Source organism: Rhizobium sp. N122 (assembly GCF_002211295.1).
Lineage (GTDB): Bacteria > Pseudomonadota > Alphaproteobacteria > Rhizobiales > Rhizobiaceae > Rhizobium.
This window is the reverse complement of record NZ_LOKU01000004.1, coordinates 147,387-163,885: the sequence shown is the minus strand read 5'-3', so window position 1 is coordinate 163,885 and position 16,499 is coordinate 147,387. Positions and strand designations below refer to the sequence as shown.

At 61.9% G+C, this 16,499-nt stretch carries 14 protein-coding genes and 1 tRNA gene; 11 read left to right on the top strand and 4 right to left on the bottom strand.

Features of this window, described 5'->3' with window-relative positions:
• Positions 1-111: 111 nt before the first annotated feature.
• Both ATY75_RS04715 and ATY75_RS04710 read right to left on the bottom strand, forming a co-directional pair.
• Positions 112-1,446, bottom strand: a complete 1,335-nt coding sequence (locus ATY75_RS04715) for a glucoamylase family protein (RefSeq protein WP_088936627.1) — start codon at positions 1,444-1,446, stop codon at positions 112-114.
• A gap of 438 nt (positions 1,447-1,884) precedes the next feature.
• A complete protein-coding gene (locus ATY75_RS04710) occupies positions 1,885-3,327 on the bottom strand; it encodes a M81 family metallopeptidase (RefSeq protein WP_088936626.1) in 1,443 nt (480 codons plus the stop codon).
• 255 nt (positions 3,328-3,582) lie between these two features.
• On the opposite strand from ATY75_RS04710, the gene ATY75_RS04705 reads away from it, so the two are divergent.
• Positions 3,583-4,482, top strand: coding sequence for an HNH endonuclease (locus tag ATY75_RS04705; protein ID WP_088936625.1), 900 nt, complete (start codon positions 3,583-3,585; stop codon positions 4,480-4,482).
• A gap of 131 nt (positions 4,483-4,613) precedes the next feature.
• Here the strand turns inward: ATY75_RS04705 and ATY75_RS04700 are convergent.
• A tRNA-Gly gene (locus ATY75_RS04700) sits at positions 4,614-4,688 on the bottom strand.
• 256 nt (positions 4,689-4,944) lie between these two features.
• Here ATY75_RS04700 and ATY75_RS04695 point away from each other — a divergent pair.
• From ATY75_RS04695 to ATY75_RS04680, 4 genes are all read left to right on the top strand, one after another.
• Complete coding sequence (locus ATY75_RS04695) at positions 4,945-5,454, top strand: prolyl-tRNA synthetase associated domain-containing protein (RefSeq protein WP_064841481.1); 510 nt, start codon at positions 4,945-4,947, stop codon at positions 5,452-5,454.
• Positions 5,455-5,510: 56 nt separating this feature from the next.
• The gene (trxA, locus tag ATY75_RS04690) at positions 5,511-6,479 is read left to right on the top strand and encodes a thioredoxin (RefSeq protein ID WP_088936624.1); all 969 of its coding nucleotides are present in this window, start codon (positions 5,511-5,513) and stop codon (positions 6,477-6,479) included.
• A gap of 172 nt (positions 6,480-6,651) precedes the next feature.
• Entirely contained in the window at positions 6,652-7,338 is a 687-nt protein-coding gene (locus ATY75_RS04685; protein WP_172599248.1) for an LON peptidase substrate-binding domain-containing protein, read from the top strand.
• Positions 7,339-7,347: 9 nt separating this feature from the next.
• Positions 7,348-7,536 (top strand): Trm112 family protein, encoded by a 189-nt coding sequence (locus ATY75_RS04680; RefSeq protein WP_003589705.1) that lies wholly within the window; start codon positions 7,348-7,350, stop codon positions 7,534-7,536.
• A gap of 17 nt (positions 7,537-7,553) precedes the next feature.
• Here ATY75_RS04680 and ATY75_RS04675 read toward each other — a convergent pair whose 3' ends face one another.
• Positions 7,554-8,795: a ubiquinone biosynthesis hydroxylase gene (locus ATY75_RS04675; protein ID WP_280950572.1), complete on the bottom strand. Its 1,242-nt coding sequence runs from the start codon at positions 8,793-8,795 to the stop codon at positions 7,554-7,556.
• A gap of 56 nt (positions 8,796-8,851) precedes the next feature.
• Here ATY75_RS04675 and tesB point away from each other — a divergent pair, with 56 nt between their 5' ends.
• The 6 genes from tesB (at position 8,852) to ATY75_RS04645 (ending at position 16,455) form a co-directional block, all read left to right on the top strand.
• Positions 8,852-9,736, top strand: a complete 885-nt coding sequence (gene tesB, locus ATY75_RS04670) for an acyl-CoA thioesterase II (RefSeq protein ID WP_088936622.1) — start codon at positions 8,852-8,854, stop codon at positions 9,734-9,736.
• A 221-nt stretch (positions 9,737-9,957) separates the two neighbouring features.
• Positions 9,958-10,308: a P-II family nitrogen regulator gene (locus ATY75_RS04665; protein WP_003543684.1), complete on the top strand. Its 351-nt coding sequence runs from the start codon at positions 9,958-9,960 to the stop codon at positions 10,306-10,308.
• 25 nt (positions 10,309-10,333) lie between these two features.
• Entirely contained in the window at positions 10,334-11,770 is a 1,437-nt protein-coding gene (locus tag ATY75_RS04660) for an ammonium transporter (RefSeq protein ID WP_064841050.1), read from the top strand.
• Between the two features lie 281 nt (positions 11,771-12,051).
• Positions 12,052-14,739, top strand: coding sequence for a DNA translocase FtsK (locus ATY75_RS04655; RefSeq protein ID WP_088936621.1), 2,688 nt, complete (start codon positions 12,052-12,054; stop codon positions 14,737-14,739).
• Between the two features lie 141 nt (positions 14,740-14,880).
• Entirely contained in the window at positions 14,881-15,549 is a 669-nt protein-coding gene (locus ATY75_RS04650; RefSeq protein WP_064841048.1) for an outer membrane lipoprotein carrier protein LolA, read from the top strand.
• Between the two features lie 102 nt (positions 15,550-15,651).
• Positions 15,652-16,455, top strand: a complete 804-nt coding sequence (locus ATY75_RS04645) for an exodeoxyribonuclease III (protein ID WP_088936620.1) — start codon at positions 15,652-15,654, stop codon at positions 16,453-16,455.
• The last annotated feature ends 44 nt before the right edge of the window (positions 16,456-16,499 follow it).

Sequence of the window (16,499 nt, the reverse complement as noted above, 5' to 3'; positions counted from 1 at the left end):
GATTCGCTCCTTGCGCTTTAGCTCTTTCCTTCACGCATGTCGTTGCGGCAAAACCGCTTCGCGCTTTGCCTGGGAAAACCGCTGCACAGTTTTGCGCGACATGCTTTAAATTCAGCCGAACTTGCGCACCACTTCTTCCGGCTCGATGCCTTCGAGCCAGCCGCCCTTGAAGCCGGCGCGCTCCAGCCCGAGGCGGATGGCCGGCGATTGCCGCATCAGCCTCCAGATGAAGTCGGAGCGCTCATTCTCGATGGTCATGACGACAAGACCCTGGTCGATGCCGACGGTACGGTCGTCGACCCAGCCTTCCGGCCGCTTGGTCTTGACCGTCGGGTTGAAGCCGCCGGGAAAGCCGCCTTCCAGGAGCAGGTTCGGATAGCTGGTCAGCAGCGCCTTGGTGCCGTCGAGAGCCGCCTGCCGGTCATAGGGCAGGCAGGCAAGCGCCGCCCAGGGCGCGATCGTGCCGTCGTCCGGGCCGAGTGGCGCGCCGCGGGCGGCGTAACCCAGGACCTTCGGCTGGCGGCCGCCGCGCATGCGCCGTGTCGGCGGCGGGCCGTCGCAGGCGGAGAAACCCCAGATATTCCGGTTGTAGCCGACGAACTGGCCGGGATTGCGCTCGGCATAATCACGCTGGACGTTGATCATCACCTGGGTATTGCGGAAGTAATCCCAGTTCCGCTCCGCCATCGGTCTGTCCTGAATGCCGCGGAAGTCGATCCAGGCATGGGAGAAGAGGTGGATGAACAGCGGCCCGGCATAGAGATAGGACTGTTCGCCGTGCAGCATCCAGGAATAGCTTGAGGTGAAGGCATCGTAGCACGATTGCGGAATGGCGTGCGTCGGCGAGGCGAGCGCCAGCGCATAGAGGATGATCGCCTCGTCGAAGCCGTGGTAGCGCCAGCGCAGGAAGCCGGAAGAAGGCTTCCAGCCCATGGCAATGGTATCGCCCTTGTTCAGTGCCCAGCGCCAGTCGACGCGCTCGTAGATGAAGGTCGCGAGCTCGCGGATTTCCGTTTCCGTCTCGTCGTCTTCGCGATCGAAATATTGCGCTGCCGTCAGGATGCCGGCGATGAGCAGCGCTGTGTCGATGGTCGAGAGTTCGCTGTTCCAGGCGCGATTGCCGGTATCCATGTGCAGGAAATGGTAGAAGAAGCCGCGGTGGCCCGTTGCGTGACGTTCCTCGCCCTGACGCGCCTCGGCAAAGAAACGCAGCGTATTGACCGTCCGTTCGGCTGCTTCCTTGCGGGTGATCCAGCAACGTTCGACACCGACAGGATAGGAGGAAAGCGCAAAGCCGACGGCCGCGATGCTCGCCGGCACACCGCCGATCGAGGTATCGGCCACCAGGCCATTTTCGGGATTGGAATATTTCAGGAAGTACTTGAATGCCGAATGCTGCAGCCTGTCGACGAGTGCTGCATCAATGTCTTCAATCCGTTGCAGCATAGGCTCCTACCCAACTGTTGCATCGCCCCATGCTTGAACATGGCGACCGTTCCCGGGCAAATCAAACCTTTTTGATTCGCAGGGATAAGAGAACACAAATGGGCGGAAGTGGTCGTTAATAATTATTGGTGAAATAATATCTAGCAGAAGTCATATAAGCAGCGCAGCAAAAAGCGTGGGCCGTGTACAGCCGGCCCGGGTTATTTTCCCGCAATACTTGTTTCCTCCGCCCCTTTGGGAACTGGCCGACGAAGCCCTGAGGCGAACTAACGTGCGACCGCATAGGCCTGCATCAGGCGCGGGTGGCTGCGGCGCGCAGCAGCCCGTCTGCATCGCGCCGCGGTCAGCCGGCCGCTGGGTGACGCTATGAACGAAATCGGCGCCATCGGGATTCCTTTCTGGCCGAAGGTCTTTTATGGAGGCCGGACGGCTCGAAGCTCAGGGGCGCGTTGCGCGCGCGGAGAGGAAGACCTGCGGCTCGAAGGCAAAATCCTTGTCGAACGGGTAGGTCGGATGCTCCTTGCGCAACCGTGGCAGGCGCTCGACGAACTGGTCGACAACCCCTGTCGAGAGCGCCATCAGGTTCGGATTGGCGATCGGCGCCAGCTCGGGCGAGAGATAACCCGATTTGACGACGATGATCCTGGCGCCGTGCGGATCGAGCCCGAGCCGGGTGAAATCGGCAATATTGTGGTAGGGCCGGCGCTTGGCCGCGAGCACGAGGTCTATACCACCGATCGAAACCACTGCCTGACGGTCCGAGGGGTCCGGCGTTTCGTGCAGGAATTTGACCGTGAAGCGGGCCGTGACCGGCTTGCTGCCCTTGGTGTCGAGCGAGGCGCCGACGCTGAGATTGAGTGCCGTGCCGAGGCCGCCGGCATAACAGGCCTCGGTCGCCGCCTTGTCGGTGATGCCGGCGAAGACGACGCCTGTCGCACCCTTGGCGATCAGCTCCGCCAGCACCTCGGCCCGGTCGCCGACGCCGCCGCCGGTTGGGTTGTCGCCGGATTCGGCAAGCACGACAGGGGCGGTCGGGCTTGCGATGGCTTTCGCAACACATTCCTTGACCGAGCCGGTCTCGCAACCGAAGACGAAATCTTCGCGCGCATCCCAATAGGCCTTGGCGAGGTGTCTGGCTTCACGCTCCAGCACGGCGCGGTCGGTGCCGGTCATGATGGCGGCGGCCGTGGCGCGGGGCTCGTCGGCCCAGACGTAGCCGACCATCAAGGATGCATCCCAGACGCCGTCGATCGCATCGATTTCAGGCATCATGGCATAGAGGCCCTTAGCCGGCTCATCGACAGTGCTGGTGCGCTCGCCGGGCAGCACGACCGGGATCGGCGCCCAGAGGACGGCCGGCCTTACGCCGGTTGTCAGGCTCCTCACCAGCATGAAGACCGAGCGGCGCATCGTCTCCTCGACATCGATATGCGGCGCGGTGCGATAGGTGGAATAGATGTCGAGCGCATCGATGATATGCTGGGTGACGTTGCCGTGCAGGTCGTAGCTTGCAGCAACCGTGCAATTCTCGCCGACAAGTGCGCGGGCAGCACCGATCCAGTCGCCCTCGGCATCCTCCATGCCCTCGACATACATGGCACCATGCATGGCGAGGTAGAGACCGTCGAGCGGCAGCAGCGGTTTGAGCCGCTCGAGGAATTCGCTCTTAAAGGCCTCGTAGGTGACGCGCGACACCGGGCCGCCGGCAATGGCGCGGGCATGGATCGTCGGCAGGAATTCGGCGTCGTAATCCTTGAGGAAGCCGAAGTAAGGGGATGCCAGCAGTGCTTCCCCGCGCAACACGCGAAAATCCTTCTCCTCGTTCAGGACGGGATTGTATGTGCTGCACTCGATATGAATGCCACCGACGGCAATGCGCATGAGGAACCTCAGGTGATGTTGGGAGGAATCAGAATTTTATGGACAATGTCGGCGCCAATGCGTCAGCTTAGGGTCGGCGGCGGCAGAAGAGGCTGAACTGAACATGAAGGTCTCGATCCGAAGACGTGTTCACTTTGCCTCGACAATAAGTTTACAGACGAAGCAATCAACCCATAAATCAAAAACTTGATCAAGCTCCGGTGTCGCACCAGCCGGCGCCCTATGCAGCCAAAGTGGATATGTTATACGACGATCATGGGATTCGGGGTCTTCATCCACCGCTCAGATTCGATTTACGACGACAGCCCCGCTGAGCGATATCAGTTTCCCAGCCAGTATCTCCAGCGTGTCCAAGGCTGCCTCGGCGACTGGATCATCTACTACGAACCTCGAAAGGTCACAGAGACCCGAGGTTACTTCGCTGTGGCAAGGGTTGAGCGGGTCATTCCTGATCCCGCTGCGCCGGGCATGTATCTGGCACTGATTGAACCCGGAAGTTATCTCGACTTCGTCAACCCTATTCCCTTCAGTGGAGCCGACGGCGTTGTCGAGCGTAGCGTGCTGAATACGCAAGGCCGGATTTCCGGCCGTGCGCAGTCGGCTGTTCGCCCGATTTCGTCGGACGACTTCAGCCGGATCATTGCGTTGGGCCTCGATAACAGCGAGCCATTGCTGCCGCGCGTCGACGCCAATGCATTTTCTTCGGGCTTTGAGGAAGAGCAGGCACCGTTCCAATTCGAGCAGCGCCGCGACCGTGTGAGTTTTGTCGCGTCACGGATCGTTCGAGATCGAGTGTTCCGGCAGGTCGTCTTACGCGCCTATGACAAACGTTGCGCGATTACCGGGCTCAAACTGATCAACGGTGGAGGCCGGGCAGAGGTCGATGCAGCGCATATCCGACCGGTCGAGGCGAGCGGTCCCGATATCGTCAGCAACGGAATTGCTCTATCCGGTACGGCCCATTGGATGTTCGATCGAGGATTGATAGGCCTGACGGATGATCTGGAGATTCTCATCTCCCGACACGTTAACGATCCCGACGCGGTGCGCGGTCTGATCAACAAAACCGGCCGCGCGATAATGCCCCGCCGAGCATTTGAACGACCGCACGCGCATTTCCTGCAGTGGCACCGCGAACACTGCTTCAAGCAGTAGTGCGTCGGCTTTTTTATTTTTCGGGGATCGCAGAACGAAATAGCTAAGCCGCTCAGCAGCGGCAACGAAGCCGTCACGCTGTCTCACGGACGTTCCATTACCTACGTCTTCCGCTTGGAAAAGAGAGAAACTGGAGCGGGCGAAGGGATTCGAACCCTCGACCCCAACCTTGGCAAGGTTGTGCTCTACCCCTGAGCTACACCCGCTCAATCCGCATCGGTCCGGGGTAGTTGTTGGACCGTGGGCGCCGCCTCGTGGCGACGGGCGCTATATGGCCTAACGGATTTTCAAATGCAACAGGGAAATGACGAAGAGGCCAAGAAAAATTCACAAGGCCGCATGAGGCAGGCGGAAAGGCCGCAAATGCGGGGGTAGAGCGTCGGTGGCGAAGATTGCCAAATGATGGGGACGGATTTAATCAGGACGCCTCGACTTTGTCCCTCCTGCGCAATGGATTGCCCGATGCCCGAAAACGCCCCCAAGACAAGAGAAGATCTGTTTGCTTTCCTCGACGGGCTCGGCATCCCACACAAGACGGTCGATCACGCCCCTGTTTTCACCGTGGCCGAATCGGTTGCGCTGCGCGACCAGATCCCCGGCGGCCACACCAAGAACCTTTTCATCAAGGATAAGAAGGACAGGTATTTTCTGCTGACCGTGGAGGAACATGCCGAAGTCGACCTGAAGCAGGTTCACACCCTTATCGGCGGGTCCGGCCGAGTTTCCTTCGGCAGGGCGGAGAAGCTGATGGACTATCTCGGCGTCATCCCCGGCGCGGTCACGGCATTCGGCGCGATCAACGATGCCGCGGGCAATGTCACTTTCGTGCTCGATGCCGATCTGATGCGCGAGGAAATCGTCAACTGCCATCCGCTGTCCAACGATGCGACGACATCGATTGCGAGCGGCGACCTCATCCGTTTCATGGAAGCGACCGGACATAAGCCGCTTGTCTTGAAAGTGACGTCCTGACATACGATTTTAGCGCTACAATGAGGCCGGCAGGATCGGCGCGGCGGGAGATACCTATGAGCGGCAGCGACAACCCCTATAACGGTTCCTTCGGAAATCAGATGACGGCGACGACAAGCTTCGGCGCGCAGCCGGCGCCCGCGGCAGGCGGCTACATCACCGACACGACGACCGCGAATTTCGGCAAGGACGTCATCGAGGAATCGCGCAAGCAGCCGGTTCTGGTCGATTTCTGGGCGCCCTGGTGCGGACCGTGCAAGCAGTTGACGCCGGTGCTGGAAAAGGTGGTCAACGAAGCCAAGGGCCGTGTCCGGCTGGTCAAGATGAACATCGACGACCATCCCTCGATCGCCGGCCAGCTCGGCATCCAGTCGATCCCCGCCGTCATTGCCTTCGTCAACGGCCGCCCCGCCGACGGCTTCATGGGCGCGGTGCCGGAAAGCCAGATCCAGCAGTTCATCGACCGCATCGCCGGCCCGGCCGGCGCCGACGAGGCGGCCGAGATCGAGGCCGTGCTCACCGAAGCGGCAGAATTGCTGGCCGCCGGCAATCTCAATGAGGCCGCTCAGCTCTACGCCGCGGTGATGCAGGCCGATCCCGAAAATGCCAAGGCGATTGCCGGAATGGCCGAATGCATGATCGCGGCAAACCAGCACGAGCGGGCGCGCCAAACCCTGACGGATCTGCCGGAGGAGCTCTCGAAAGACGCCGGCATCCAGGCGGTGGTGAAAAAGCTCGAACAGATCGAGGAAGCCCGCAAGCTCGGCGATCCGGTTGCGCTCGAACGCGACCTTGTGGCAAACCCCGACGACCACGAGGCACGGCTGAAGCTTGCCAAGATCCTCAATGTCGAAGGCCGGCGCGACGAAGCGGCCGAGCACCTGCTGCTGATCATGCGCAAGGACCGCGCCTTTGACGATGACGGCGCCCGCCGCCAGCTGCTGCAGTTCTTCGAGGTCTGGGGCTTCAAGGATCCGGCGACGGTGTCGGCCCGGCGCAAGCTTTCGGCGATGCTGTTCTCGTAGCGCGTTGCGGCTCCAACAGGGCGGCAAGGCGCCGGATCGCTTGAATCGGTGTCCAATCCCGTTGAAAGCCGATTCCGATTTTCCGGGTATGGGCTAAGTTTCGAGCATCTGCCCTTGCGTTTTCGAGCGGGGGCACCACATTCTCGTCAGGACGGGCATGCCCGTTACAAGAATGCGGGACGGTTACATGCAAGTCGGGAATGCCAGATACCTGAAGCCGGGCGATCTGCCTGATACGATCGCCGTCTTCCCCCTGACCGGTGCCCTCCTTCTGCCGGCCGGGCAGCTTCCGCTCAACATTTTCGAACCGCGCTATCTGGCGATGCTGGATGCGGCGCTGACGGGAAACCGGCTGATCGGCATGGTCCAGCCGGCGCTCGGCGAACACGAGGACAAGGGTAGCGATCCCAACCTTGCCGCTGTCGGCTGCCTCGGCCGCATCACCTCCTTCGCCGAGACCGGCGATGGGCGCTATATCGTCTCGCTGACCGGCGTCTGCCGCTTTCGGTTGCTGGAGGAGAAAACCACCAGCGATCCCTTCCGTACCTTCCGTATCGCCCCGTTCATCGCCGATCTCTCGGCCGCTAACGAGGAGGAGGCGGTCGACCGCGCAGCACTTCTGACCGCCTTCAAGGCCTATCTCGATGCCAACAAGCTGGAAGCCGATTGGGAGAGCGTCGAGCGGGCGAGCAATCTGACGCTCGTCAATTCGCTGGCGATGATGTCGCCGTTCGGGCCGGCGGAAAAACAGGCGCTGTTAGAGGCGCCCGATCTGAAGACGCGGGCCGAAACGCTGATCGCCATTACCGAGATCGTACTGGCGCGTGTCTTCGGTGACTCCGACACGGTTCTGCAGTAGACTTCGGCCATGGACGAAAAACTCAGCCGCGTCGATCCGAAACTGCTCGACCTCCTGGTCTGCCCGCTCTCCAAGGGCCGGCTTTCCTATGATCGCGAGCACAATGAGCTTGTCTCGGAAAAGGCGCGGCTTGCCTATCCGATCCGCGACGGCATTCCGATCATGCTGGTCTCCGAAGCCCGCCGCCTCGACGAATAACGCTCTTCAAATCGAGCTCAAATTGCCTGGCCGGCCAGCAGCCGCGGATTGTCCTTGGCCGTCGTTCCGGCCGCCTGGCCGATGAAGAAGGATTTGAGGCGCGGCAGCCGGTCGACAATGCCGAGGCCGACATCGCGGGCGATGCGGATCGGTGTTGCGTCGTTGGAGAACAGCCGGTTCAGCACGTCGGTCGTCATGCCCATGCGGAAGGTGTCGAAGCGCCGCCAGGTCTGGTAGCGTTCGAGAATGTTGATCGAGCCGATATCGAGGCCGAGGCGATCGGCCTCCACGATGGTTTCGGCAAGGGCCGCCACATCCTTGAAGCCGAGGTTCAGGCCTTGTCCCGAAATCGGGTGAATGCCGTGGGCGGCGTCGCCGGCCAGCGCAAAACGCGGCGCGACGAAGGCGCGGGCGAGTGTCAGGCCGAGCGGGAAGGCGCGTTTGTCGCCGATGATCTTCAGCGCCCCGAGCTTGTGGCCGAAGCGCCGTTCGAGCTCCTCCTCGAAAACCAGATCGTCGGCGGCGACCAACCGGTCGGCGTCATGTGTGCGCTCCGTCCAGACCAGCGAGGAGCGGTTGTTGCGGAGCGGCAGGATGGCGAAGGGTCCGGCCGGCAGGAAATGCTCCTCGGCGCAGCCCTCATGCGGCCGCTCATGTTCGACCGTTGCAACGATGCCGGACTGGCCGTAGTCCCAGGTGACGGTCTTGATGCCGGCGAGGTCGCGCAGTTTCGAGCGCACACCGTCGCAGGCCACCAGCAGCCGGCTCTCCAGCGTGCTGCCGTCGGAAAGCGTGACGGTGACGTGGCTGTCGTGCGTCTTCAGCTCCGTGGCGCCGAGGCCGTGACGGATCTCGATGCCGAGGCGCTCGCAGACGCCGCGCAGCGCTGCGACCATCGCCACATTCGGGATCATATGGGCGAAAGGCCGGCCTTCGGCCACTTCGCCGTCGAAGGTGAGAAACACCGGTCGCACCGGATCGGCGGTTTTCGAGTCGGTGACGATCATCTTGGAGATCGGCTGAGCCTCCGGCTCGATCTCGTTCCAGACGCCGAAGATTTCGAGCATTTTCGCTGCCGCCGCGATGACGGCCGAAGCGCGAGTGTCGTTTTTCCAGACATGTTCCGGGGCCGCCTCGACGACCGCGACATTCAGATGCGGTGCTGCCTGCTTGACCGCGACAGCGGCGGAAAGGCCGACATAACCCCCGCCCACAACCAGCATATCCAGCATCGCGCGCTCCCGTACCTTGTGCCTCAGATGTGACCTATATAGATCATCGCAACTTCACTTCCTACCGCCGGGAGGCATACAAAATGACGCGCGAAATATCAGGGCCTTCGGCGATGGAGACGCTGCTTGCGACGCTCGACCTGGAGCCGATCGAGGTCGATATCTTCCGTGGGCGCAGCCCGCAGGCGGGCTGGCAGCGGGTCTTCGGCGGCCAGGTGATCGGCCAGGCGCTGATGGCGGCGCAGCGCACCATCGAGGGCGCGCGTTTCGTCCATTCGCTGCATGCTTATTTCATGCGCCCCGGCGATCCCTCGGTGCCGATCATCTACCAGGTGGAGCGGATCCGCGACGGATCGAGCTTCAATACGCGGCGCGTCGTCGCCATCCAGCACGGCAAGGCGATCTTCACGCTGTCGGCTTCCTTCCAGGTGGAGGAGCCGGGCTTCGACCACCAGATCGCCATGCCCGAGGTGCAGATGCCCGAGGCGCTGCTCGGCGAACAGCAGATCAAGGATCAGTATCTGACGCATGCGCCGGAGGCGATCCGAAAATACTGGCAGCGCGAGCGGCCGATCGAGATCCGTCCTGTCTCGCTGACGCATTATTTTTCCGACAAGAAGCTCGACCCCAAACAGGACGTCTGGGTCCGCGCCACCGGCCCGGTTCCCGACGACCGGCTCTATCAGGCGGCGGTACTTGCCTATCTCTCGGACATGACGCTGCTCGATACGTCGCTCTATGCGCACGGCACCTCCATCTTCGATCAGAGCCTGCAGGTGGCGAGCCTCGATCATTCCATGTGGTTCCACAGACCCTGCAGGCTCGACGACTGGCTGCTCTACACGCAGGACAGCCCGTCGGCTTCGGGCGCCAGAGGGCTGACCCGGGGCAGCCTCTTTACCCGATCGGGTGAGCTGATCGCTTCCGTTGCGCAGGAAGGTCTGATTCGGAAAAAGGCAAATGAATAAATAATATGCATCTTTGAAAAATTGCGCATTATTTGTGCGCTTATTGGGCGGTCATTTGCCGGTCATTTGCCTGTTTATTGGCGCTCTAAATTATAGTTGTTGTTTTTCAATGGGTTATATCTCGCCTCGAATCTGGCACGTCCTTTGAATGTATATCGCCGGTCGCTGTCCAGGAATGTCAGCGGCAAGGAGAGTCGGCTCCGTGCCGAGGATAACGAAGGATGGGAAACCAGATGAAAATTGTGATGGCTATTATCAAGCCGTTCAAGCTCGATGAGGTCCGCGAAGCTCTTACGGCGATCGGTATTCAGGGACTGACCGTAACCGAAGTGAAGGGCTACGGGCGCCAGAAGGGGCATACCGAAATCTATCGCGGCACCGAATATGCGGTCAGCTTCCTGCCGAAGCTCAAGATCGAAATCGCCGTTGCATCGGAACTCGTCGACCGTGCGGTTGAAGCCATCGCGGCGTCGGCCAAGACCGGTCAGATCGGCGACGGCAAGATTTTCGTCTATTCGATCGATCATGCCGTGCGCATCCGTACGGGTGAAACCGATTCAGAAGCGCTGTAAGCGGCAGATCAAGGAGCTTTTTTCAATGTCGACTTCGAAGTTTTCTTCCCCCTTTGCGCTGATCTGCGCAACTTCGGCCGCGTTGCTGGCGCCGGTTGTTGCCTTCGCGCAGGAGGCCGCGCCCGCCGCAGCCGCCACTACCGCAGCCGCCGCTCCGGCCTTCACCATGGACAAGGGTGACAATGCCTGGATGCTCATCTCCTCGGCGCTCGTCCTGCTGATGACCATCCCCGGTCTTGCGCTGTTCTACGGCGGCCTCGTCCGCGCCAAGAACATGCTCTCCGTGCTGATGCAGGTGTTCATGATCACCGCCGTCGTGGCGCTGCTCTGGGTGACCTACGGTTATTCGCTCGCCTTCACCGACGGCGGCTCGCTGAATAGCTTCGTCGGCGGCTTCTCGAAGGCGTTCCTGGCCGGCGTCAACACCTCGTCGCTCGCCGAAACCTTCTCGAAGGGCGTCGCCATTCCGGAATACACCTTCATCGTCTTCCAGATGACCTTCGCCTGCATCACGCCCGGCCTGATCGTCGGCGCCTTCGCCGAGCGCGTCAAGTTCTCGGCCGTCATGCTCTTCGTCGTGCTCTGGGTCACCTTCATCTACTTCCCGATGGCGCATATGGTCTGGTTCTGGGGCGGTCCGAGCTCCTACACCTCGCCGGCCGGCCTGATCTTCTCCTACGGCGCAATCGACTTTGCCGGCGGCACGGTCGTCCACATCAATGCCGGTATCGCCGGTCTCGTCGGCGCCATCATGCTCGGCAAGCGCACCGGCTATAAGAAGGAAATCATGGCTCCGCATTCGATGACCCTGACCATGGTCGGCGCATCGCTGCTCTGGGTCGGCTGGTTCGGCTTCAACGCCGGCTCCAACCTCGAAGCCAATGGCTATGCCTCGCTTGCCTTTATCAACACCTTCGTCGCGACGGCAGCTGCCGCCGTCTCCTGGTGCGTCGTCGAAAGCCTGACCCGCGGCAAGGCGTCGATGCTCGGCGGCGCTTCGGGTGCGGTTGCCGGTCTCGTCGCCATCACCCCGGCTGCCGGATTTGCCGGCCCGATGGGCTCGATCGTTCTCGGCCTCGTCGTCTCGCCGGTCTGCTACTTCTTCGTCGACGTCGTGAAGAACAAGTTCAATTACGACGACAGCCTCGACGTCTTCGGCGTGCATTGCGTCGGCGGCATCCTCGGCGCTCTCGGTACCGGTATCCTCGTCAACCCGGCGCTCGGCGGTGCAGGGATCGTCGATTATTCGACGGCCGATTTCGCTGCTTCCTATGCCGGCACCGCAACCCAGGTGCTCGCCCAGGCCAAGGGCGTGCTGACGACGCTGCTGTGGTCGGGCATCGGTTCGGCGATCCTCTACAAGATCGTCGACGTCGTCATCGGCCTGCGCGTCAGCGTCGAAGCCGAGCGCGAAGGCCTCGACCTTTCGACCCACGGCGAAGCCGCCTACCACGCTTCCTGATCACAGGGTTTGCGGCGCCCGGCAGACGGGCGCCGCTTCACGGCCCGTCGCGGCCTATCTAGAGCTTTTCCGGGTTAGACCCGGAAAAGCTGTCATAGACCGCATTTGGCCCGAACCCTTTCCAGGTTCGGGCTTTTTTGATTTCCCCGTCCGCAATGCACGTCCCGGCATGCATGGTTAACATCGCTTTAACCCGGCTCTGATTAGGTAGAGGGGACGCATTTTGGCATGGCGAAGCTTCGGTGATTCGCATGCCCTCAGGCATTGGACGGGTTAGACACATGGCAAGAAGCACGTCGCCGGCGATGGATGGCCGTCCGGATCGGTTCTCCTTCTCGGCATTCATGCTGCGGCAGATCCAGGCGCTCATCGGCTTTGCGATCTTTCTGCTGCTGGCACTCTGCGTCGCGGCGCTGGCGACGTGGAACGTCGCCGATCCAAGCTATTCCTATGCCACGGCCAACCTGCCGACCAATATCCTCGGCTACAGCGGTGCTGCCTTTGCCGATCTCGTCATGCAGTTTCTCGGCCTTGCCAGCGTCGTTTCGATGCTGCCGATCGTCGCCTGGGCGCTGGCGCTGATCTCGGGCCGCCGCTTCAGCCGCATCCCCGCCCGTGCCGGCGCCTGGCTCGCCGGCACGGTGCTGTCCTGCGCGGTGATCGGCTGCTTTCCGCCGCCGCTCACCTGGCCGATCCCGAACGGCATCGGCGGCGTCGTCGGCGATATGATCCTGCGTTTTCCCGCCCTCTTCGTCGGCGCTTATCCCACCGGTACCTTCGCCATGGTCGTCGGCTGCATCTTTGCCGCGCCGACCGCCTGGATGATGCTCTTTGCCTCAGGGCTCGTCGGTCGCAGCGAGGTCGAGGAGGAGATCGAGGAAGACTACGCCGGAACGACAAGCAAGGCCCGCGTCGTCGGAGACGAGGACGAGGAGGACGAGTCGCGCTGGGTCGCTCTCAGCGGTGCGGTGACGCATGCCTGGTACATGAGCCAGGGGCGGCTGCGCCGCCTTCTCGGCATGGGGCCGCGCAAGCGCCGTCAGGGCGATTTCGAATCGCCCTATGATTTCAACGATGACGAGTTCGGCACGCTGAACGAACCGGTTCGCGCCAAGGCGCCGGCGACGCGCGGCGAGCGGATGGAACCGTCGATGGAGCCATCGATGGGAGCACGGGCGGCTTCGCCGCGCCGCGTCGTCGCGCCGCCGTCGCTTTCCATCGACGACGAAGATGATGACGACGATCTGCCGTTCGACCGCGATATGCCGCCGCGCCCGGCCGATATCCTGCCGGATGACGATGACGACGACTGGATGATCCGCGCGCCGGCGAAAGCCGCCGGCAAGCCGGAGCCGCGTGTCGTTCCCGCCGTCTCACGTCCGAAGCCCGGCGCCCGTGTCGAGCGGGAGGCGCAGGGCTCGTTCATTCGTCCGGAAGGTTTCCAGCTTCCCTCGATGCATCTGCTTGCCGAACCGAAGAATGTCGTGCGCGATTCGACGCTTTCGGCCGATGCGCTGGAGCAGAACGCCCGCATGCTCGAAGGCGTGCTCGAAGATTTCGGCGTCAAGGGCGAGATCATCCATGTCCGCCCCGGTCCCGTCGTCACGCTCTATGAACTGGAGCCGGCGCCGGGCATCAAGTCGTCGCGGGTCATCGGCCTTGCCGACGATATCGCCCGCTCGATGAGCGCCATTGCGGCTCGCGTCGCCGTCGTGCCCGGCCGCAACGCGATAGGCATCGAATTGCCGAACCAGACGCGCGAGACCGTCTATCTGCGCGAACTCATCGCGTCCCGCGATTTCGACGGCAGCAAGGCCAAGCTCGCCATGGCGCTGGGCAAGACGATCGGCGGCGAAGCCGTCATTGCCGACCTCGCCAAGATGCCGCATCTGCTCGTCGCCGGCACCACCGGCTCGGGCAAGTCGGTCGCCATCAACACGATGATCCTGTCGCTGCTCTATCGCATGACGCCGGAACAGTGCCGGCTGATCATGATCGACCCGAAGATGCTCGAACTCTCCGTCTATGACGGCATTCCGCATCTGCTTTCGCCCGTCGTCACCGATCCGAAGAAGGCCGTCGTCGCGCTCAAATGGACGGTGCGCGAGATGGAAGAGCGCTACAAGAAGATGTCGAAGATCGGTGTGCGCAACATCGACGGCTTCAACACCCGCGTCGAGCAGGCCCTGTCGAAGGGCGAGGCGATTTCGCGCACGGTGCAGACCGGCTTCGACCGCCACACCGGCGAGGCAATGTACGAGACCGAAGAATTCGACCTGAGGCCGATGCCCTATATCGTCGTCATCATCGACGAAATGGCCGACCTGATGATGGTCGCCGGCAAGGATATCGAAGGCGCCGTGCAGCGTCTGGCGCAGATGGCGCGTGCCGCCGGCATCCACGTGATCATGGCGACGCAGCGCCCGTCGGTCGACGTCATCACCGGCACGATCAAGGCGAACTTCCCGACCCGCATTTCCTTCCAGGTGACCTCGAAGATCGACAGCCGCACCATTCTCGGCGAACAGGGTGCCGAACAGCTGCTGGGTATGGGCGACATGCTCTACATGGCGGGCGGCGGGCGTATCCAGCGCGTGCACGGCCCATTCGTCTCGGATGTCGAGGTTGAGGAGATCGTCTCCTATCTGAAGACCCAGGGCTCGCCGCAGTATCTCGATGCCATCACCGCCGATGACGACGAGGATGGCGATTACGGCGGCGGTGGCGGCGGCCCCGCCGGCACGTCGAATCTTTCGGATTCGGAAGATCCCTATGACCAGGCTGTCGCCATCGTGCTGCGTGACGGCAAGGCTTCGACCTCCTACGTCCAGCGCCGACTCGGCATCGGCTACAACCGGGCCGCCTCGCTCATCGAGCGGATGGAAAAGGAAGGCATCATCGGACCGGCCAACCATGCCGGCAAACGCGAAATTCTCGTTCCGACAGAAGGCGACATCCTCGACCGCTGAAATAATCGGCATATATTTCCGATGGGAACCGCTTTTGCGGAAACCTGACGGCAGCCAAGCCGTTACCTCACGCAGGCCCGATCGCAACGCCTTGAAGACGCCGCCTTTCGGCAGCATGCAGATCGCATAAAGGAGATTTAGATGAGTAACTCCGACACCTTCCTCTCCGGCCTGACGGTAACGCGCCGCGATCTTCTCGGCGCCTTTGCTCTCGCTGCGATGGCAAGCGCCATTCCTTTCGGCGCGCATGCGCAGGCGGCGGCTCCGGCCTCCGGCACGGCGCAGGCGATCGCCGACCATTTCTCCGGCGTCACGACGATGCAGGGCGAATTCGTGCAGTTCGGTCCGCGCGGCGAGCAGACCGGCGGCAAGTTCTTCATCCAGCGTCCCGGCAAACTGCGCTTCAACTATGACGATCCGTCGCCGATGCGGGTGATCGCCGACGGCAAGAACGTCGCCATCGGCAATACCAAGCTGAAAACCTGGGATCTCTATCCGCTTTCCAAGACGCCGCTCAGCCTGCTGCTGGCGCAACGTATCGACCTGTCGGCGGGCATGGTGAAGGGTGTGAAGGAAGAGTCCGATCTGACGACGATCGCGCTCGGCAACAATACGGTGTTCGGCAACTCGACCATCACCATGATGTTCGACCCGAAGACCTACGATCTGCGCCAGTGGACGATCACCGACAATCAGGGCAAGGACACGTCGGTGATGATCTTCAACGTCAAGACAGGCGTGCAGTTCGACGATCGCGTCTTCCGCGTGCCCTATGAGACCATTCCGGGCACGCCGCAGTCGCGCGACTGAGGCCTTTTCGGTTGATCGCCCGCGGCTTTTGCACGCGGCCGGTTTCCTCCTATCCGCCTTTGTTCTAAAGCCCTTTCATGAAAGCATGAAAGGGCTGGGCATATGGGCTTGTCGATCACCACCTGGAACATCAACTCGGTGCGGCTGCGCATGCCGATCGTCGAGCAGCTCGTTCTCAAGCAGCGGCCGGATATTCTCTGCCTGCAGGAAACCAAGGTGACGAACGAGCTCTTCCCGGCGGCCCCGCTGCGGGCCATGGGCTACGATCACATCATCATCCACGGCCAGAAGGGCTATCATGGCGTGGCGATCGCCTCGCGCATTCCGCTGACGGAGGATCACCGGCAGGATTATTGCGGGGTCGGCGATGCCCGCCATATCTCGGCGATCTTCGAACATGGCAACCGCCGTATCCGGCTGCACAATTTCTACGTCCCGGCCGGTGGCGACGAGCCGGATCGCACGATCAATCCGAAATTCGGCCACAAGCTCGATTTCATCGAGGAGATGAAGCATCTGAAAGCCAATGGCGAGGCGAATACGTCGGCGATCCTGGTCGGCGACCTGAACATCGCGCCGCTGGAGCACGATGTCTGGTCGCACAAACAGCTGCTGAAAATCGTCAGCCATACGCCCGTCGAAACCGACGGCTTGCTCGAGGTGATGAAGCGCGGCGCCTGGCTTGATCTCATGCGCCATCATGTGCCGGAGAGCGAGAAGCTTTATACCTGGTGGAGCTACCGCGCCAAGGACTGGGAGGCGGCCGACCGCGGCCGCCGTCTCGACCATATCTGGTCATCATCGGATCTCGGGCCGCATCTCAGACGCATCGAGATTCTGAAAGAGGCGCGCGGCTGGGATCGTCCCTCGGATCATGTGCCGGTCACGGCGCATTTCGATTTCTAGAGCGGTGTGGTTCAGCATTTTATGAACGCGTGGAACCCCTCCAA